The following is an 18,708-nucleotide window of genomic DNA, read 5'->3' on the forward strand; positions in this document are numbered from 1 at the left end:
GAAGGCGGTTCACGACAGATCTGCGAAGGTTTCACTTCCGTCGCTGTCCGATCCCGTCATTATCCTCGTCGCCTGTCTGGAGGAGGGTCGCAATGAGATCCAGCGAGACGTCGGGTGTCAAACGCAAGATGGTCGTTGCGATGGTGGCGTCGGCGCTACTTGGGACATCGGCGGTTGCGCAGGATGCTCCTGTCAAGCTCGGTGTCCTGACCGACATGTCCTCCCTTTACGCCGACAACGGGGGCCAGGGGTCGGTGGTCGCGGCGCAGATGGCTGTTGACGATTTTGGGGGCAAGGTGCTCGGGCGATCGATCCAGGTCGTCGCCAGCGACCACCAGAACAAGGCGGACGTCGGTGCGGCGATCGCACGGCGCTGGCTCGACAACGAGGGCGTCGAGGCGATCTTTGACGTGCCGAATTCCGCTGTTGCGCTCGCCGTCCAAGGCATTGCCCGTGACAAGAAGAAGCTGTTTCTCGCCACAGGCGCGGCAACATCGCGCCTGACCGGTGATGAGTGCTCGCTGACCGGTATTCACTGGACCTACGATACCTATGCCCTGTCGCAGGGCACCGCCAAGGCGATCTCACGACTTGGCGCAAAGAGCTGGTTCTTTCTTTCGGCCGACTATTCCCTCGGCGCGCAGCTCGAGGCCGACAGCCGCAAGGTGATCGAGGTGACCGGCGGCAAAGTGACGGGCGCAGTCAAACATCCGATCAACACGCCCGATTTCTCTTCCTTCCTGCTGCAGGCGCAGTCTTCAAATGCGGACGTGATCGCACTCGCCGATGCTGGGGGAGATTTCATCAACGCGGTCAAGCAAGCCAGGGAGTTCGGCATCACGCGCCGGCAAAAGCTTGCCGGCCTGATCGTCTTCATTGCCGACATCCATAGTCTTGGATTGCAGAACGCCAAGGGACTGATGCTCAGTTCGGCATTCTATTGGGATCTCAATGATGAGACGCGTGCATGGTCGAAGCGCTTCATCGAGACGACGCAGAAGGTCCCGACCATGATCCATGCCGGCACCTATGGTGCGGTGATCCACTATCTGCGGGCAATCGAAGCGGCGGGCACGCTGGATGGCCCGGCGGTGGCCGCCAAGATGCGCGAAATGCCGGTGAACGATTTCATGACGAGGAACGGCCGCATTCGCGAGGACGGACGGCTGATCCGCAATATGTATCTTTTCCGCGTCAAGTCGCCGGAACAGTCGAAATACAGGTTCGATTACTACGAGTTACTCGCGACCATTCCTGGGGAAGAAGCGTTCAGGCCGATGGAGGAGGGACGATGTCCGCTCCTGAAGAAGCCGTGACCGGCGAAACCGTGCCCCTTGCCCATAGAGGCATCGACGAGATCATGATGGGCCGAACCGCGTGCCGCGAATTCTGCGATGCTCCGGTCCCGCGGCGGACCGTCGAGCAGATTCTCTGCGCAGCCCGGTTCGCACCAAGTGGAGCGAACATCCAGCCCTGGCACGTCTATGTGCTCACGGGCGCGGTCAAGGACAGGGTGTCGGCGGCGCTGCTGGAGGCGCACCAGACGTCGCGCGACGAGCACGCGTCGGAATACAAATATTACGCCAGCGACTTGCCCGAGCCGTACCTCAGGCGGCGACAGCAGTTCGGTCAATTGTTCTACGGCGCGCTCGGGATCGCGCAGGCCGATTCCGAGGCCCGGGCACAGCAGACCGCGAAAAACTATACGTTCTTTGGCGCGCCGGTGGGTCTGATCGTAACCATCGACCGCCGTCTGGAAGTCGGAAGCTGGCTCGACCTCGGAATGTTCGTGCAGAACGTGATGTTGGCAGCGGCAGGGCGCGGACTTCAGTCCTGTCCGCAGGAGACGTTCGCGAAATATCACCGGATCCTCCGTCCGCTGCTGTCGATCCCGGCGGAGCAAATGGTGGTGTGCGGCGTTTCGATCGGCCGTGCGATGGTTGTGGGGGCGGAAAGATTGATGCCGCGGGCGGACGTCGATGAGTTCGCCACGTTTGCGGGCTTTGAAGCGTGAGATCCAATCGAGAAGGAGGACAGGACCATGGGAAGCCGGGAAGAGCTAATTCAGCGCAGTATTCCGTTCTTGCGGGAGGTCAAGGATATGACGCCCGGCGCCGAGATGGAGCGTTGGCTCAACGAGAAATATGGCGAGCAAAGCTCGCTCTACCAGGATCTGAGCCGCCTCATCAAAATCGGAGTTGAGGGAGGTTGGGCGGCAAACCAGGAGGTCGAGGGCCCGAATTACCGGCGCAGCCGTATCCTGGAGCCAACTCCCGAGACGTTCCAGTTCAGCATCACCGCCGTGTACATGAATAGCGCCGATCCGCGTCGCTTCAAGGACGAGGATGATAGCGACGTGCTCCGCGGCCAGTATCACGGCCACCCCTATGGCGAGCTCAACCTCGTCGTGCCCCTGAACAAAGGCGCGGAGTTGAAGGGACTGCAGGGTTGGCAAGGGCCAGGCTGGACGGCGCCCGACCCTGGCAGCCGGCACTATCCGGAGGTGAGAGGTGGCGCTGTCATCGCTCTGTTCTATCTGCCAGCCGGACGCATCTCGTACGATTTCAAGGCTCCGGCCTGACGGCCGAGCCATCGTTCGCTGCCAGCGTACGACAAGGATGGCCGCGGTGCCGAACACGCTCGTCTGGATCTGCCAACCGAAAGTCCATGGACGCTACGTGGATGTTTGGGACCAGTATCCGATTCCGTTCGATCCGAATTCTAGCCAGCCAGCCGTCCGAAAGCGGCCGGGGGCTATCGGTCAGAGCCGGGCCCATCGACCGGCGTTGTCAGGAAACGACGTACGCCTGTCCTGATCCAAAGGATGCTGTTTGTTGTCCCAAGCAGGATCGATTGCGACATATGGGGCAGAGCTATCCGCCAATCCGATTGGCGATAGGCTCCGCCCATTGCACTCTTCAGGACGAGCGCGGGCGGTAGTCATGGCGAGCGGGGAGCGAGTGAGATGACACCCGGCAGCGTCAATCCTCAGGCTAGTCACGAGCGAGCTCGTTCAACAATGATGGCTTGGCGTGTCCACGAGTTTGGGCCACCTGAGGTCATGAAATTGGAGCGCATCCCGCGGCCCGAACCCGGCCCTGGCGAGGTCCTGGTCAAGCTCGAAGCCGCAGGGGTCGGGCCGTGGGATGGATGGATCCGGGCCGGAAAGAGCGCTTTGCCGCAACCGCTCCCTCTCACGTTGGGCTCTGACCTTTCGGGTGAAGTCGTCGGCGTGGGCCCAGGCGTTTCCGACCTGCGCGTGGGAGATCAGGTTTATGGCGTTACGAATTCGAGATTTGTCGGGGCCTACGCCGAATACGCTTTGGCTTCTGCCGGAATGGTCTCCAACAAGCCCGCTTCGCTGACCCACGTTGAAGCCGCTTCTGTTCCTGTCATTGCCGTCACCGCATGGCAGGCGCTGTTTGATCAGGCCCAGCTTAAGAAAGGCCAAAAGGTGGTCATCCACGGAGCGGCAGGGAACGTCGGGTCCTATGCGGTTCAATTGGCGCGGCGCGCTGGTCTCCAGACCATCGCGACCGCCGCAGCTCATAATATTCCGTTGGTGCGCGAGCTGGGCGCAGATGCCGTGATCGACTATCGCGCTCAACGATTTGAGGAGCAGGTTCGCGAGGCGGACGCCGTCATCGATCTGGTCGGCGGCGAAACACAAAGCCGTTCCTTCGAGGTCCTCCGCCGCGGCGGCAAGCTGATCTCCGCGGTTTCCCACCCGGATCAGGATCTTGCAAAACGCCACGGCGTTGAAGCCAGCTTCTTTCTCGTCAACATCACGAGCCGATACCTCATGCAGATCGCTCGTCTTGTCGATGATGGAAAATTGCGAACAAAGGTAGGGGCTGTCTTGCCTCTAACGGATGCGCGTGAAGCTCATTTAATGATGGAGCGCGTGCGGCCCCAGCCGAAAGGAAAAATCGTGCTCGCGGTTACTTCGAGTTGATCACCAGGCGTTGGGCTCGCGAGCCATTATTGCCGTCGGCCCCTCGGCCGCTCTCGAAAGGAAACATCAAATGACCACGCGAAATCTCGTCCGTGCCCCCCTCATTCCCGATTCCTTGCTCGCGAAAGAGGCGACAGACGTCCTGCGCGCGCATTCAACCGATCTGCTCTTCAATCATTCGATCCGCGTCTACCTGTTCGCGGCTGAGCAGGGGCATCAGCGAAAGCTGCGCTTCGACTCTGAGCTCCTTTACGTCGCCGCAGCATTTCACGATCTCGGCCTGATCAAGAAGTTCTCGAGCCCGGACGAGCGCTTCGAAGTTGATGGCGCAAATGCCGCCCGTCAGTTCCTCAGTACCCACAATATCCCGGAAGATCAGGTGCAGACGGTCTGGGAGGCAATCGGGCTGCACACCACGCCCGGCATCCCGAAGTATATGCGCCCCGAAGTCGCGCTCCTCAATTCAGGCGTCCTTCTCGATGTGATCGGGGTCGGATTCGATCAGTTTCCCACGGAAGTCCTTCAGGACATCATCGCCAGATACCCGCGAACGAATTTCAAAAAAGGCTTTATTCAGGAGTACTTCGCGGGCTTTGCGCATAAGCCCGCGACCACGTACGGCACGGTAAACGCCGCCGTCTGCGAGCGGTTTCTCCCGGACTTCAAGAGCCCCAACGCGTGCGATCTGATTGCTGCATCTCCCTTGCCGGATTCTCCATGACGACGTTCAACATCATAGAGGGTAGTGCCATGCTCCTAGAACTGATATCCGCGTACGGGCGAATTGCCAGCGTCGAGGCGCTTGCTTTTCTTCGCTGGCTAGCGCCGAGCGCGTCTTCTATCAACACAAAGGGTTACAAGATCACCGGCAGAAGAGCACTGCGAGCGGCCGCCGTCCTGCTGCTAGCATCAGAGATCGCTCTGGGAGCCTCTCCCGCGATCGCCCAGGACCGGGAGCAAGTAAAGGTCGTCTTCGAGCACGCACTCCCGAATGTCGAAGGAAAGAGATTGGTTTCTGTCCTTGTGAGTTATCCGCCCGCAGCTAAATCGCTGCCTCATCACCACGCAGCGTCGGCATTTATCTACGCTTATGTGCTATCGGGGGCCATCCGCAGCCAGGTCGATAATGACCCGCCGAAGGTCTACCATCAAGGCGAAGCGTTTTACGAGATGCCGGGCTCACATCATACGATTAGTGAGAACGCGAGCGAAACGGAGCCCGCCAGTTTACTCGCGGTCTTCGTCGTCGATGCCAGGGACAATGCCTTGACGACGCCAGACAAGGCGCCAGGGTCGCGATAAGGCGCGACAATTCGGTTGGTCCAGATCGCACCAGACCCTTTGCAGTGTGTGGACGACATGCATAATGAGGCGCCACACTGGAGAGGCAGTAAGGGGTGCCGGTACAAGCTGTCGCGATCGTCGTCTACGAGGGGGTCCAGGCCTTGGACGTGGCCGGGCCCCTCGATGTGTTCAGCGAGGCGAACACGTTCCTTGACAATGCTGACCGCTATGAAACGGCGTTGATCGCGGCTCACCGCAATCCATTGCGGGCGTCGAACGGTCTACGGCTGATGGCCGACCTGACCTTCGAGGAGGCGACAGGCGGCTTCGACATCATACTGGTGGCCGGTGCGCCGACGCCACCGGAGGCGGAACCCGAGCGCTCCCTGATCGAGTGGGTCAAGCAGCTGCCGTGGCGCTCCAGTGTGTATGGATCGATCTGCACCGGGGCTTTCGTGCTCGGCTACGCCGGTCTCCTCGACGATCGGCGTGTCACAACCCATTGGCAGGATGCGCAGGCGCTGGCAGCGCGATTCCCGAAGACAAGAGTCGAACCTGATTTGATCTATGTGCGGGATGGACGGTTGATCACCGCCGCCGGTGTAACTGCAGGGATAGATTTTGGGTTGGCGCTCGTGTTGCAGCGGCACGGCGCGGAAACGGCGCTCAAGGTTGCCAAGCGGCTGGTTGTGGTGGCCCAGCGCCAGGGCGGACAATCGCAGTTCAGTCCCTATCTGACAGCGCCTGCCGATCCGGAATCGCCGATCGCGCGCATCCAGGACCACGTCATGGCCCGAATCGGCGAGCGCCACACGCTGGAGTCGCTTGCCGCTGTGGTCGGCATGAGCCCCCGGAATCTGGCCCGGCATTTCGTGCAGGTGACCGGTATAACGCCGCACGAGTTCATCGAGCGCGCCCGCGTCGATACAGCTCGCATGATGCTGGAAGGAAGCGACCGGCCGCTGAAGGCGGTCGCTTTCGATTGCGGCTTCGGATCGGCGGATCGGATGAGGATCGTCTTGCACCCGCCTTGGCGTCACCCCGGTGCAATACCGCGCCAGCTTCCGGCGAACAGAGCCGGAATAGAGTGTGACCTCTCCGAGCAAGCCGCTGCCGTTGCAAATGGTCGACCACTTGTTGGCAGCAAACGACGTACGGCTGTCCTGATCCATAGGATCGTGTGCGTTGTCGGCCGCGAGGCTCCTCCGCAAAATACGTACCAGATCAGGTCTCGCCATCGAGGCCAGCAGCAGTTCCATCCCGTCGTGAGAACAGGAGGCAGATCATGACAGATTCCCGTCCACCCATGACGCACGCAACCGGGGCGCCGATGGCCGATAATCTCAACATCATGACGGCAGGGCCGCGCGGCCCCGCGCTCCTCCAGGACATTGGCTCATCGAGAAGATGGCGCATTTCGATCGCGAGGTGATCCCGGAGCGGCGCATGCACGCGAAAGGGTGGGGCGCCTACGGCACCTTCACCGTCACGCGCGACATCAGCCGCCATACCACGGCGAAGATCTTCGCGCAGATCGGCAAGACGACGCCGATGTTCGCGCGCTTCTCCACGGTTGCCGGCGAGCGGGGCGCGGCCGATGCGGAGCGCGACATCCGCGGCTTTGCGTTGAAGTTCTACACGGAGGAAGGCAACTGGGACATTGTCGGCAACAACACGCCCGTCTTCTTCTTCCGCGACCCGCTGCGCTTTCCCGATCTCAATCACGCCATCAAGCGCGATCCGCGCACCGGCCTGCGTTCGGCCGATAACAACTGGGATTTCTGGTCGCTGCTGCCCGAAGCACTGCACCAGGTGACGATCGTCATGTCCGACCGCGGCATCCCCAGGAGCTTCCGGCACATGCACGGGTTCGGGAGTCACACCTTCTCAATGGTCAACGCCGCCAACGAACGTGTCTGGGTCAAGTTCCACTTCCGCACGCAGCAGGGCATCCAGGAGGCGGCATCGCTCGTCGCCAAGGATCGCGAGAGCCATGGGCGCGATCTGCTCAACGCCATCGACAGCGGTGACTTTCCACGCTGGACGATGTTCATCCAAGTCATGACCGACGAGCAGGCGAAGGCGCACAATCACAATCCATTCGACCTCACGAAAGTCTGGCCGAAGGTGGATTATCCGCTGATCGAGGTCGGCGTGATTGAGCTCAATCGATGGCCCGACAATTATTTTGCCGAGGTCGAGCAGGCCGCCTTCTCGCCGGCCAATGTCGTGCCAGGAATTGGTTTCTCGCCCGACAGGATGCTGCAGGCGCGCCTGTTCTCTTATGGTGATACTCAGCGCTACCGGCTGGGCGTCAACTTCAACCATATCCCGGTGAATGCGCCGAAGTGCCCGTTCCACAGCTATCACCGCGACGGCGCGATGCGCACCGACGGCAACCTGGGTGCGACACCGACCTATTGGCCAAACAGCAAGGGCGCGTGGATCGACCACGATCCGAGTCTCGCCGAACCGCCGCTCGAATGGTCCGGCGCGGCCGCGCACTGGGACCATCGCGTCGACGAGGATCACTACGAGCAGCCCGGCAATCTATTTCGCAAAATGACATTGGTGCAGCGCCAGGCGCTGTTCGAGAACACGGCGCGAGCGATGGGCGATGCACGGCTCGAGGCCAAGCAGCGCCACATTGCCAATTGCCTGAAGGCAGACCCAGCCTATGGGGCCGGTGTGGCGCAAGCGCTGGGACTTACACCGATGGAGGTCGCCGCCGAATAGCGACAGCCATCCGTCCACGATCCCGTAACTATCCCGTGGCGATTTGTGCCACCCGATTCCGATCCAACGAAGGAGACCGTTCATGCCCGAAATCATTGCCGGCATCCGCGTACCCGACAGCGCCATTGCTCGTGCTGCCACGCAGCTCGTTCGCGACACCGAGGACGACCTGCTCTACAACCACAGCCGCCGCGTCTTCTTCTGGGGCGCGCTCACGGGTGGACGGCGAGGGTTGAAATACGATCCGGAACTGCTCTACCTCGGCGCCATGTTCCACGATATGGGGTTGACGGAGAAGTATTCGAGCCCGGACCTGCGCTTCGAAGTAGATGGCGCCAACGCCGCACGCGACTTTATGAAGACTTACGGCGTGCCGGAACGCGACGTCGAGGATGTCTGGACCGCGATCGCGCTCCACACGACGCCCGGCATTCCCAAGCACATGCGTCCCACCATCGCGCTGGTGACCGCCGGCGTGGAAATGGACGTGCTTGGTATCGCCTACCGCGACTTCACGCACGAGCAGCGGGACCACGTCTGTGCCCATCATCCGCGGGAGGCCAACTTCAAGGAGAACATCATCGATCACTTCGCCAACGGCATCATCAAGAAGCCTCTTACAACGTTCGGAAACGTGAAGGCCGATGTCCTGGCGCTGAAGGACATGAACTATGTACGCGGAAACTTCTGCTCGATCATCCTCGGCTCGGCCTGGCCGAAGTGAAAGTCGTTGCGGCGAGCGCAGCAAGATTGCAGATCGGCAGCTGCCGCCCGGCTGACCGCTGCCCGACCCAGCTTCGCGCGCGCGAGAATCCGAGACGCGGGTCTCGGTCCGAAGACGGCGGCCTCTCCCGCAACCGGTATTCGGGTTGAGCGTCATTTCCAATGCGCCAAGTGCAGGAGTCGAGGCAGCTCTTGGCGCAAAACCGGACCATCGATACTCAGGTCGACTGGCTACCGATGGTGTCTGGCGGAAGGGAGGGGAAGTTGCTGCCGTTGGGAAGGAACCCGGTCGTCATGCAGCGCGCCACCGCACCTCCCGCGTGGTGCTGAGCATCTACACTGAAAGTCGGTATTGATGCTGACGGAGCTCACCGCCGAGATGGAGACAATGAGCAAGCGGCCGCCCTGGCCTTCAGCGCCGCAATCAATGAGGACGGAACGTCAAGCCTTTCGCCGAACGCGCCGCTAAATTGATATCCTGCGTCGGCGATTCACGTTCTCGAGGTCTCATGTCTCAAGTCGACTGGTTGAGTCATCTCCTGCAAATCATAACCGTTACCGGCCAACTCGAGGTGCGCTGCGCGTACGGCGCACCCTGGCGTGTTATCTGGCCCAGGGCAGGGGCGAACGAGATCCCGTACCATGTCATAGTCAAGGGTCGGGCCATTTTCGAGGACCCTGATTCGAGAACGGTGCAGGAACTTGGAAGCGGAGATATCGTGCTGCTCCCTCACGGTTCGGCGCATGTGCTGCACGACGGTAGCGGCAAAAAGCCAATCGCCACGCACCAAAGCAGGGGCTCCGCAGGATGGATGTTGAGCGAGAACGATGGACCGGGTGAGCGACTGGATCTCCTGTGCGGGCGGTTTTTCGTCGTGCCGCCGCATGACCGGCTGGTCCGCAACTACCTGCCGGCGAATCTGGTGGTGCGGGCTATGAAAAACGATGGAGGAGAGGACACCGCGTCGGCATCGAGTCAGCTTTCCGGACTGGTGGGCCTGATGCGAATGGAGTCCGCCGCTGACAGAGCGGGAGGGCGCGCCATTCTCAACGCGCTCTCGACGGTCTTGTTCACGCTAGTGCTGCGCGCTGCGAGTGAAGCCGGAAAATCCTCCGACGGCTTGTTGGCCCTTGCTGGCCATCCGAGATTGGCATCGGCCATGGCGGCGATGTTCGCGGATCCGGCCCGACAGTGGAAGCTTCACGAGCTGGCCGAGTTATGCGGCATGTCACGCGCGACATTCATGCGCCACTTTCAGGACAAGTTAGGTCGCTCCGCCCTCGACCTGTTGACCGATCTTCGCATGAGTATGGCCGCCAACGAGCTCAAGAAGCCAGGGACCAGCACGGAAGCTGTGGCCGAGGCGGTTGGATATCAATCGATATCAGCTTTTAGACGCGTCTTTGCTGAGAGGATGGGGATGACCCCAGGGGAATGGCGCCGTCTGGCGCACGCCGCGGAGTAGGAGTAATGCCGTAGCGCCCGAATGATCCTTTCGAGCATCTTTTTGAGCTGTTTGAGGCTCGAAAATACCGGCGCTGCCCGTAATTTCTGGCTCCGTAATCACTTGATGAGGGAGCCACCCATGAACTGCACCGCTACAACAGCTACCGCTTCCGGCGCCGCAACTTCCCGTCTGCTTGCGCGGCCGCTGCCGACAAACGCCGTGATCGAAACCATCCTGGCCCGCAGTGCTGCGAAGTATTACGACACGACGGCCGTCCTCGGCGACGATCAGATCCGTGACCTCGTGCGGATCGGTACATCGGCGCCGACGTCCTTCCATCTGCAGAACTGGCGCTTTATCGCCGTGCGTTCACCCGAAGCAAAGGCGCGGCTGCGTCCGATCGCCTGGAATCAGCCCGCAATCACCGAAGCGGCCGTCACCTTCATCATTGTCGGCCAGTTGGCCGATGCCAGCACCGTCCCCGAGCGCCTCGCGCCGGTCGTGGAAGCCGGAATCATGCCGGCACATCTGGTGCCAGACTGGGAGGGGCCTGCGCGCGGCCTGTACGACAATCAACCGCAGCGCCAGCGCGACGAGGCCGTGCGCTCCGCCACCTTTGGCGCCGCGGCCATCGTCTATGCAGCCCGCTCGCTGGGCCTCGGTTCGACACCGATGATCGGTTTCGATGCGGAGGCCGTGCACAGAGAGTTCGCTCTCGCCAAAGACGAAATCCCGGTCATGCTGCTGACCGTTGGACCGGAGCGGCCTGGCAACTGGCCGCAGAAGCCGCGCCTGCCCGTGGCCGATGTGCTGCACTTCGCATAACCAACCCTGAATAATCATCTAGGAGAAATATCATGGCGAGAGCCGCTGTGAAGCCGGAACCACGTGCCGGCCGATTCAAAACCGACCCTCGATACGTTCACCAGGAACATCGGGTTCACTCCGAACATGATGGCGACCTTCGCGCAAAGCCCGATCGCGTTCAACGCATGGGCCACTCTGCTCGGCTCGTTGAGCAAGGCGCTCGACGTCAAGACGCGCGACAGCATCGGCCTCGCGGTCTCCGAAGTGAACGGCTGCAATTACTGCCTGACCGTGCACAGCTTCACGGCGGAGCGTATGGCCAAGCTGCCGGTCGAGGACATCATTCTCGCCCGAAAGGGTCATGCGAGGGACCCGAAGCGGGATGCCGCCGTCCGGTTTGCACGCAAGGTCATCGAGAGCCGCGGGCATGTCACGGACGCCGATGTGCAAGCCGTGCGCGAGGCGGGCTACACTGATGCGAACATCATGGAGATCGTCGCGCTTGTGGCCATGTACTCGCTGACGAACTTCTTCAACAACGTCTTCCATCCCGATCAGGACTTTCCCGCGGTGGCACCCGCCGGCTCGATCTGAGCAGACGGACACGCTGATTCAGAAAAACTAAGCACATGAAGGAGAATTCAACATGAAAGCGATCATCGTGACGGACCAGGTTGCCGGACTTGCCGGCATGAAGTTAGCGGAACGGCCCGAACCTCGCGCGGCGATAAACGACGTCGTCGTGGAGGTGTACGCATCGGGCTTCGTTCCGACCGAATTGGAGTGGCCATCGACGTGGACCGATCGTCGCGAACAGAGCCGAGCTCCGTCGATCCTCGGGCACGAATTTGCCGGCGTCGTCACGGCTGCGGGCTATGGTACTACCGGACTCTCGGTGGGACAGCGCGTGTTCGGCCTTGCAGACTGGTATCGGGACGGCTCTCTCGCTGAGTACATAGCTATCGAGGCGCGCAATCTCGCGCCCTTGCCGGGTGACGTCGACTTCAAGATCGGCGCGAGCCTGCCGATCTCCGGCTTGACCGCGTGGCAGGGGCTTTTTTTGCACGGCCGCCTTCAGACGGGCCAAAGCGTGCTTGCGCATGGCGCGGCGGGCGCGGTCGGCTCCATGGTGGTCCAGCTCGCGCGAGAGGCTGGAGCCTACGTCATCGGAACGGGACGCGCGGCCGACCGGCAGAAAGCGCTCGATTTCGGCGCGAATGAATTCGTTGACCTGGAGAACGATGCGCTCAAAGATATCGGGGGCGTCGATCTCGCGTTCGACGTCATCGGCGGCGACATCCAAAAGCAGTCTGCAGCCCTCGTCAGGGCCGGAGGGACGCTGGTGAGCGTCGTCGGACCGGCGGAGGCTCGGCCGCTCAACGGTTTCGCCATCGACTTCGTGGTGGAGGCCGATCGCGGTCAATTGATCGAGATAGTCGAGAGGGTGCGGGACGGCAGGCTGCGGACGAACATCGGAAAGGTCTCCTCCCTCGACGATGCAGTCGCCACCCTCAACTCGACCCAGCGACGCAAAGGCAAGACGATCATTCAGGTCCGATCGTGAGCGCTTGATAGGCCGAGGGGCAGCTTTCCCGGCGTATTATCGCTTCGCTTCTGGATCGTGGCGAGTGTCTTGGCACGATCCAGGCGAACTATGCGGTGCGATAGTCAGTCCGCTCCGGGTAAAACTACGACCTGCCGTAGAGGCAAGGATCTAGCGCAAATAGGACCATTCTGACACGCGCACAGGCAAGAAAAAGGGGAAGTACCAGCGTGCTGCTGATCTCTGACGGTATTAAAGGGACATCGCACCGGAGCCGGTGTAGCGGTCTTCTCTACGCAGGCAACGGAGATGAGTCGATTGACTGCGATAGTTAGCGCAATCGCCAACATTGCCGGCTTCTGAAATTTTCCTGTGAATTCAACACCCAAAAATTGCGGCGGGTATACCGTCGGCATTTGTCCGTCAGATTTGCAAGTTTGTGCTTGCAAATCAACGACGAAGCGTCATTCGAAATGATAGAGTGGGAGTAGTGCGGCCGGCTGGCATCGCGTCGTTTGGCGTAGCCTTGGCTATGTCTCTCGTCTCTAGGAGTCTGCGGCCGAAGGACCGTTAGCCGGCTTAGCTTGCTTGGAGCCGGTAATCCACACCACCCCGAATAAGGAGTGGAGCAGCGCATTTGAGCGTACGAAAGGATTGCGTTTTCACCGCGGTGCTCAACACATGCTTGTTACGTTAGCGAATCAATCGGCCGGGAAAACAGCTGGAGCGCGCCGCGCACGTGACGTGTGCGGTTCGAACTCCGAGTCTCTCGGCTCCCTGGTCTCTAGGCGATCGTCTTCAGATACAGGCTAGGATCGAAGTATTTGCTCGCGGGCGTGAAGTCCTTGATGCCGGCGTTGGCCATGAAGAAGTCTGTCGACTGCTGCAGCCAGTTGGTGACGGTCCCGTCCGAGTACATGCGCTTCCAGTCCTTGGACGTGAACATCTTCTGGGCCTTGAAGGACTCGTTGATGTCGGACAGCGGCGTCTGGCTGTAATGACCCTTCTGCAGCTTCTCCATCGCCTCGTTGCTGTTGGCGACGATGTAGTCGTTGGCATCCGCCCAGCCGCGGATCAGTTTGGCCAAAGTCTCTTTGTTGGGTTCATAATAGTCATTGGCGGCGGCCCAGCCGCCGATGATGGCCGCCTTCGGATAGTAGGCTGACGCATCGGCGAGCATGGTCGCGCCCGGCACCTTGTCGCGGACCGTGACGTTGAACGGCACCCAGAGCGCCACGGCCGGCACGGCGCCGGAGATGAAGGCGGTCACAGCCGCCGGCATGGTCTGGTTGACGAGCTCGACCTCCTTTGGATCGACCTTGTTGGCCCGGAGCGCGGTGTCGAGGAACACGTGCGCCGTCGTGCCGGTCGCGGTTGCGATGCGCTTGCCCTTCAGATCCGCGAACGACTTGATGCCTTGATCGCCGCGGACCCAGAGCTGCGCCGTCGCGACCTCGATATCGTTGATCAGAAACACCTTGCCTTGGCCGCGCGCCGGGAAGTTCGAGAGGACAGCGCCGGTCGCCAGCACGTCGAGGCTGCCGCCGATCAAGGCCTGGAAGATTTCCAGGCCGGTGTTGAACTGCCGCAGTTCGAGATCGAGGCCCTGCTTTTCGAAGGAGCCGCGGTCCATGCCGGTCCAGATCTGGCCGTCGACGGCGACGGTGTGAAGATAGCCGACGCGGACCTTCGTTTTCGCTTGCGCGATCGCCGGTGCCGAGGCTGTGAAGGTGCCGAGCGCAAGGCCCGCCGTCGTGGTCAGAAATTGCCGCCGATCCATGATGTATCCTCCGTCTTGCCTGTTATTCCGAGAATGAGACTGGACGCATCTGCGCCTGCTGGGCGCGATATTCATCCATCACGAGTTGCCTGATATGGCTTCGCAGCTCGGCGAATTCCGGCAGCTCCTGAATCGACTCGTCGCGCGGGTAGTCAAAGGGAACGTCGATGATTTTCTTGATCCGCGCCGGCCGCGCCGTCACCACCACGATGCGGGATGCGAGGTAGATCGCCTCCTCTACGGAATGAGTGATCAGCATGACAGTCTTGCCCTCGGTCTCCAGCACCTTAAGTAGCAGGTTCTGCATGTTTGAGCGGGTCTGGGCGTCGAGCGCCCCGAACGGCTCGTCCATCAGGAGAAACTGCGGCTTCACCGCATAGGCTCGCGCGATCGCGAGCCGTTGCCGCATGCCGCCGGAAAGATGCTTCGGGTGGGAATTGGCGAAGTCGGACAGGCCCATCAGGCCAAGATAGTGATCGCAAATCGCGTCGCGCTCGGCGGTCGGGACATGGTTGGCGTTGAGCGTCAGGCCGAAGGCGATATTCTGCTTCACCGTCAACCAGGGGAATACGCCGTATTCCTGAAAGATGACGCCGCGCTCGGGGCCGGGACCGGAGACAGGACGGCCGTCGAACAGGACGTTGCCGGTTGTCGGCTTCTGGAAGCCGGCGAGCATGCTCATCATCGTGGTCTTGCCGCAGCCGGACGGCCCGATCACCGCGATAAAGTCGCCGTCGTTGATGTCATAGCTGACATCCTCGACGACGTTGAGGCGGCCCTTCGGCGTCTCGAAGGACAGCGAAACCTTGTCGAACTGCGCGCGCTTGTTCATGCGATGGCCCGATCCTGCCAGACCAATAGCCGCGCCGTAATCTTGCGCAGGATCAAATCCATGATAAGCGCGATCAAACCAATGCAGATGATGCCGACATAGATGACGTCGAGCAGGAAGTAGGTCGAGGCATTCTGGATCATGGCGCCGAGCCCGCGCTGCGCCGCGATCAGTTCGGATGCGACCAGCGTCGCCCAGGCCACGCCCAACGCCACGCGCAACGCTGTGAGGATGTGCGGGACGGTGAGGGGAATGATGACCTTGCGAAAGATTTCGGCCTGGTTGGCGCCGAGCGTCTGCGCCACGCGGATGTAGAGCGGCGTGATCTGCGACACGCCCTCATACATCACGATCACGCCGGAGAAGAACGAGGCGTAGAACAGGATGACGAGCTTGGCGAGCTCGTCGACGCCGAAATAGACGATCACCAGCGGGATCAATGCGATCGGCGGCAGCGCGCGGAAGAAGTTGATCATGGGGTCGGCGAATGTGCGGGCGGGGCGATACCAACCCAGCAGAAATCCGACTGGCACTGCCACGAGGATGCCGAGCGCGACGCCGAGAAAGACGCGCCGGCTCGAGGCGAAGATGTCGATCAGCAGCCCTTCCCTGGTGAGGAGCTCGAAGAATTTTGCGGCGACCTGTTGCGGCGCAGGGATCAGCGAAAGGTTGACGAACCCGCTCCAGCGCACGGCGTACCAGAGCAGGATCGCACCGATCCACGGTATCAATCCGAGACCAAAGCGTCTCAGGCCAGCTCCGTTCATTCGACGCGTCCACCCAGATCGCGGTTGATGTTTTCAGAGGTCATATTATAAATAGGATGACCATACAAGTGGCGCCTTTGGTCGTAGGCGTCGCAGGCTTTCCCGCATGACATCGCCACCTTTCACCATCCGAAGCGTCCAGGCCTTTGGCTATCGTTACCCGCTGACTACGCCGGTCATCACGTCCTTTGGGCGGATGAAGGATCGGCCCGCTGTGTTCGTCCGCGTCGAGGATACCGACGGAAATATCGGCTGGGGCGAAGCATGGTGCAATTTTCCGGCACCCGGAGCCGAACATCGTGTTCGGCTCGTCAACGACGTGCTTGCACCGGCTCTGGCCGGCTTCAACGCCCCTGAGCCGTCCGCTGCCTTCGAGCATCTGACCCAGGGAACCTCGGTGCTTGCGCTGCAGTCCGGAGAGGCCGGGCCCTTTGCGCAGGCGATCGCCGGCATTGATCTCGCCGTCTGGGATCTCCACGCGCGCCGCCAGAACGTTGCGCTCTGGAAGCTGCTCGGCGGGGCGAGTCGCACGATCAAGGTCTACGCCAGCGGCATCAATCCGGTCGGGTCCGAGCGAATGGCTGAAGCGGCGCTCAGCCGCGGCTACCGCGCGTTGAAGCTGAAGATCGGCTTCGATCCGGCCGCTGACCGCGCCAATCTCGCCGCGCTCCGTCGACTCGTGGGCGAAGGCCTGCTTGCCGCCGACGTCAACCAGGGCTGGGCGATTGCGCAGGCGCTGGAACTTGCACCGCAGCTCGAGCGCTTCGGTCTCGCTTGGCTCGAGGAGCCGATCCGCGCCGATCGCCCCCGGCAGGAATGGATGCAATTGCGCGAAGCCATCCGCATTCCGCTCGCAGCCGGCGAGAACATCGCGAGCCACGCCGGCTTTGCCGAGGTGCTGCGTGAGCCGGCTCTCGGTGTCGTCCAGCCCGATATCGCCAAATGGGGCGGGCTGTCGGCTTGCGCGAGCATTGCCCGCGACATCCTGACGTCGCGAAAGATGTTCTGCCCGCACTATCTCGGTGCCGGCATCGGGCTTCTGGCGTCCGCGCATCTTCTTGCTGGCGTCGGCGGTGACGGACTGCTCGAAGTCGACTGCAACGAAAACCTGCTGCGCGACCGCTTCTGCGGTCCCCTCGATATCCGGGACGGCATGATCACGCTCGGCGACGAGGCTGGCCTCGGCATCACGCCCGATCTTGCCTCCATCGAACAATACCGGACGATCTGATGCCAGCACGCGGCTACGACTACATCATTGTCGGCGCGGGCTCGGCCGGTTGCGTCGTTGCGAACCGGTTGTCGGCCGATCCGTCCTGCCGCGTGCTGCTGCTGGAGGCCGGCGGATCGGATCGGAATTTCTGGCTGAAGCTTCCGGTCGGCTACTACCGGACCATCTACAACGAGCGGTTCTCGCGCCTGTTCAGGACTGAGCCCTCAGAAGGGAGCGGCGGTCGTGCCATCGTCTGGCCGCGGGGCCGCGTGCTTGGCGGTTCCTCGTCAATCAACGGCCTGATCTTCATCCGGGGCCAGCACGAGGATTTTGACGATTGGGAACGCCTCGGCGCCGATGGCTGGAGCTATCGCGAACTCCTGCCGTATTTTCGGCGCTACGAACGCTACCGCGGCGGCGAGAGCCAGTTTCACGGCGGGCTCGGGGAGTTCGAGGTCTCCGACCTTCGCAATGACAATCCGGCCTCGAAGGCCTGGGTCGAGGCGGGTGTGCAGTTCGGCCTGTCGCGCAATCCCGACTTCAACGGCGCCACGACGCTGGGCGTCGGCACCTACCAGCTCGGCATCGGGCGACACTGGCGGACCAGTTCGGCCTCTGCGTTTCTGCGCCCCGTCGCCGGCCGTCCCAACCTCACCATCATCACCCATGCGCAAGTCAGCAGGGTCGTTTTCAAGGGTCGCGTCGCGACCGGTGTGGAGTGGATCAGCAAGGGGCAGGTCCACAGCGCAGCGGCTGATCGAGAGATCATCCTGTCCGGCGGCGCGCTGCAGTCGCCGCAGATCCTCCAGCTCTCCGGCGTCGGTCCGGCGGACCTGCTGCGCAAGCTCGGCATTCCTGTCGTTGCCGATTGTCCGGATGTTGGCGCCAATCTCCAGGACCATTATCAGGCCCGGCTGATCGTCCGTCTGAAGGAACGAATTTCGCTCAATGACCAGGTCCGCAATCCCGTCGAGCTTGCGAAGATGGGCTTGCAGTGGATGCTGGCTGGCAGCGGTCCGCTGACCGTCGGGGCGGGGCAGGTGGGCGGCGCAGCCTGCACGGAATACGCCGTCGGTGGCCGGCCGGACGTGCAGTTCAACGTGATGCCGCTCTCGGTCGACAAGCCCGGCGAGCCCCTTCACAGCTACTCCGGCTTCACTGCCTCGGTCTGGCAATGCCATGGAAAGTCGCGTGGACGGCTTGCGATCAGCTCGACCGATCCGTTCGAGCAGCCGCGTATCGAGCCGAACTATTTTGCCGAAGAGATCGACCGCAAGACCATTGTTGCGGGTCTGAAGATTCTGCGCGAGATTTATCAGCAGAGGGCGTTTCGCCCGCTCTGGGACGTCGAGATGGTGCCGGGCGAGGCGGCAAGGAATGATGCCGGGCTGTGGGACTTTGCGCGTAATACCGGTGGCACGGTGTTTCACTGCGTCGGGACCTGTCGCATGGGCACGGACGCGCAGGCCGTGCTCGATCCGCAGCTGCGCGTGCGCGGCGTCGAACGGCTGCGCGTGATCGATGCCTCGGTGATGCCGCAGATCACCTCAGCCAATACGAATGCGACCAGCCTAATGATCGGCGAACGCGGTGCTGCGCTGGTCATGGCTTGATTGCGCG

At 61.7% G+C, this 18,708-nt stretch carries 16 protein-coding genes and 2 pseudogenes; 15 read left to right on the forward strand and 3 right to left on the reverse strand.

Features of this window, described 5'->3' with window-relative positions:
• Positions 1-92: 92 nt before the first annotated feature.
• From QA643_RS09535 to QA643_RS09595, 13 genes and pseudogenes are all read left to right on the forward strand, one after another.
• Positions 93-1,316, forward strand: a complete 1,224-nt coding sequence (locus QA643_RS09535) for an ABC transporter substrate-binding protein (RefSeq protein ID WP_283032929.1) — start codon at positions 93-95, stop codon at positions 1,314-1,316.
• Positions 1,292-2,014, forward strand: coding sequence for a nitroreductase (locus QA643_RS09540; RefSeq protein ID WP_283032930.1), 723 nt, complete (start codon positions 1,292-1,294; stop codon positions 2,012-2,014). The genes QA643_RS09535 and QA643_RS09540 overlap by 25 nt, the downstream gene beginning before the upstream one ends.
• 27 nt (positions 2,015-2,041) lie before the next feature.
• Positions 2,042-2,581, forward strand: coding sequence for a DUF4863 family protein (locus QA643_RS09545; RefSeq protein ID WP_283032931.1), 540 nt, complete (start codon positions 2,042-2,044; stop codon positions 2,579-2,581).
• 438 nt (positions 2,582-3,019) lie between these two features.
• Positions 3,020-3,955: an NADP-dependent oxidoreductase gene (locus QA643_RS09550; RefSeq protein ID WP_283034755.1), complete on the forward strand. Its 936-nt coding sequence runs from the start codon at positions 3,020-3,022 to the stop codon at positions 3,953-3,955.
• Between the two features lie 70 nt (positions 3,956-4,025).
• A complete protein-coding gene (locus QA643_RS09555; RefSeq protein ID WP_283032932.1) occupies positions 4,026-4,676 on the forward strand; it encodes an HD domain-containing protein in 651 nt (216 codons plus the stop codon).
• Positions 4,673-5,257, forward strand: a complete 585-nt coding sequence (locus QA643_RS09560) for a cupin domain-containing protein (RefSeq protein ID WP_349253260.1) — start codon at positions 4,673-4,675, stop codon at positions 5,255-5,257. Before QA643_RS09555 ends, QA643_RS09560 begins: the two co-directional genes overlap by 4 nt.
• 95 nt (positions 5,258-5,352) lie before the next feature.
• Positions 5,353-6,325 (forward strand): annotated as a pseudogene (locus QA643_RS09565) (GlxA family transcriptional regulator).
• A gap of 199 nt (positions 6,326-6,524) precedes the next feature.
• A pseudogene (locus QA643_RS09570) lies at positions 6,525-7,975 on the forward strand (catalase).
• Positions 7,976-8,057: 82 nt separating this feature from the next.
• Positions 8,058-8,699 carry an HD domain-containing protein gene (locus QA643_RS09575; RefSeq protein ID WP_283032933.1) on the forward strand — a complete coding sequence of 214 codons (642 nt, stop codon included), beginning with the start codon at positions 8,058-8,060 and terminating at the stop codon, positions 8,697-8,699.
• Positions 8,700-9,207: 508 nt separating this feature from the next.
• On the forward strand, positions 9,208-10,164 hold the full coding sequence (locus QA643_RS09580) for an AraC family transcriptional regulator (RefSeq protein ID WP_283032934.1): 957 nt from the start codon (positions 9,208-9,210) through the stop codon (positions 10,162-10,164).
• Positions 10,165-10,284: 120 nt separating this feature from the next.
• Positions 10,285-10,971, forward strand: a complete 687-nt coding sequence (locus QA643_RS09585) for a nitroreductase family protein (protein WP_283034757.1) — start codon at positions 10,285-10,287, stop codon at positions 10,969-10,971.
• A gap of 63 nt (positions 10,972-11,034) precedes the next feature.
• Positions 11,035-11,547 carry a carboxymuconolactone decarboxylase family protein gene (locus QA643_RS09590; RefSeq protein ID WP_283032935.1) on the forward strand — a complete coding sequence of 171 codons (513 nt, stop codon included), beginning with the start codon at positions 11,035-11,037 and terminating at the stop codon, positions 11,545-11,547.
• Between the two features lie 52 nt (positions 11,548-11,599).
• On the forward strand, positions 11,600-12,517 hold the full coding sequence (locus tag QA643_RS09595) for an NADP-dependent oxidoreductase (protein WP_283032936.1): 918 nt from the start codon (positions 11,600-11,602) through the stop codon (positions 12,515-12,517).
• A 763-nt stretch (positions 12,518-13,280) separates the two neighbouring features.
• Here QA643_RS09595 and QA643_RS09600 read toward each other — a convergent pair.
• From QA643_RS09600 to QA643_RS09610, 3 genes are read right to left on the reverse strand one after another with little or no spacing between them, the layout of a single operon-like run.
• On the reverse strand, positions 13,281-14,276 hold the full coding sequence (locus QA643_RS09600) for an ABC transporter substrate-binding protein (RefSeq protein ID WP_091954632.1): 996 nt from the start codon (positions 14,274-14,276) through the stop codon (positions 13,281-13,283).
• A 22-nt stretch (positions 14,277-14,298) separates the two neighbouring features.
• Positions 14,299-15,108, reverse strand: a complete 810-nt coding sequence (locus tag QA643_RS09605; protein ID WP_283032937.1) for an ABC transporter ATP-binding protein — start codon at positions 15,106-15,108, stop codon at positions 14,299-14,301.
• Complete coding sequence (locus QA643_RS09610) at positions 15,105-15,875, reverse strand: ABC transporter permease (RefSeq protein ID WP_283032938.1); 771 nt, start codon at positions 15,873-15,875, stop codon at positions 15,105-15,107. Before QA643_RS09610 ends, QA643_RS09605 begins: the two co-directional genes overlap by 4 nt.
• A 106-nt stretch (positions 15,876-15,981) precedes the next feature.
• Here QA643_RS09610 and QA643_RS09615 point away from each other — a divergent pair, with 106 nt between their 5' ends.
• Both QA643_RS09615 and QA643_RS09620 read left to right on the forward strand, forming a co-directional pair.
• Positions 15,982-17,106: a mandelate racemase/muconate lactonizing enzyme family protein gene (locus tag QA643_RS09615; protein WP_283032939.1), complete on the forward strand. Its 1,125-nt coding sequence runs from the start codon at positions 15,982-15,984 to the stop codon at positions 17,104-17,106.
• A complete protein-coding gene (locus QA643_RS09620; protein WP_283032940.1) occupies positions 17,106-18,701 on the forward strand; it encodes a GMC family oxidoreductase N-terminal domain-containing protein in 1,596 nt (531 codons plus the stop codon). The genes QA643_RS09615 and QA643_RS09620 overlap by 1 nt, the downstream gene beginning before the upstream one ends.
• Positions 18,702-18,708 lie beyond the last annotated feature (7 nt).

Origin of the sequence: Bradyrhizobium sp. CB3481 (genome assembly GCF_029714305.1) — a bacterium.
Lineage (GTDB): Bacteria > Pseudomonadota > Alphaproteobacteria > Rhizobiales > Xanthobacteraceae > Bradyrhizobium.

Excerpts from the sequence above, each read along its gene's own strand:
- QA643_RS09535 (WP_283032929.1), top strand. The coding sequence starts at position 93 with ATGAGATCCAGCGAGACGTCGGGTGTCAAACGCAAGATGGTCGTTGCG.
- QA643_RS09540 (WP_283032930.1), top strand. The coding sequence starts at position 1,292 with ATGTCCGCTCCTGAAGAAGCCGTGACCGGCGAAACCGTGCCCCTTGCC.
- QA643_RS09545 (WP_283032931.1), top strand. The coding sequence starts at position 2,042 with ATGGGAAGCCGGGAAGAGCTAATTCAGCGCAGTATTCCGTTCTTGCGG.
- QA643_RS09550 (WP_283034755.1), top strand. The coding sequence starts at position 3,020 with ATGATGGCTTGGCGTGTCCACGAGTTTGGGCCACCTGAGGTCATGAAA.
- QA643_RS09555 (WP_283032932.1), top strand. The coding sequence starts at position 4,026 with ATGACCACGCGAAATCTCGTCCGTGCCCCCCTCATTCCCGATTCCTTG.
- QA643_RS09560 (WP_349253260.1), top strand. The coding sequence starts at position 4,673 with ATGACGACGTTCAACATCATAGAGGGTAGTGCCATGCTCCTAGAACTG.
- QA643_RS09575 (WP_283032933.1), top strand. The coding sequence starts at position 8,058 with ATGCCCGAAATCATTGCCGGCATCCGCGTACCCGACAGCGCCATTGCT.
- QA643_RS09580 (WP_283032934.1), top strand. The coding sequence starts at position 9,208 with ATGTCTCAAGTCGACTGGTTGAGTCATCTCCTGCAAATCATAACCGTT.
- QA643_RS09585 (WP_283034757.1), top strand. The coding sequence starts at position 10,285 with ATGAACTGCACCGCTACAACAGCTACCGCTTCCGGCGCCGCAACTTCC.
- QA643_RS09595 (WP_283032936.1), top strand. The coding sequence starts at position 11,600 with ATGAAAGCGATCATCGTGACGGACCAGGTTGCCGGACTTGCCGGCATG.
- QA643_RS09600 (WP_091954632.1), bottom strand. The coding sequence starts at position 14,276 with ATGGATCGGCGGCAATTTCTGACCACGACGGCGGGCCTTGCGCTCGGC.
- QA643_RS09605 (WP_283032937.1), bottom strand. The coding sequence starts at position 15,108 with ATGAACAAGCGCGCGCAGTTCGACAAGGTTTCGCTGTCCTTCGAGACG.
- QA643_RS09610 (WP_283032938.1), bottom strand. The coding sequence starts at position 15,875 with ATGAACGGAGCTGGCCTGAGACGCTTTGGTCTCGGATTGATACCGTGG.
- QA643_RS09615 (WP_283032939.1), top strand. The coding sequence starts at position 15,982 with ATGACATCGCCACCTTTCACCATCCGAAGCGTCCAGGCCTTTGGCTAT.
- QA643_RS09620 (WP_283032940.1), top strand. The coding sequence starts at position 17,106 with ATGCCAGCACGCGGCTACGACTACATCATTGTCGGCGCGGGCTCGGCC.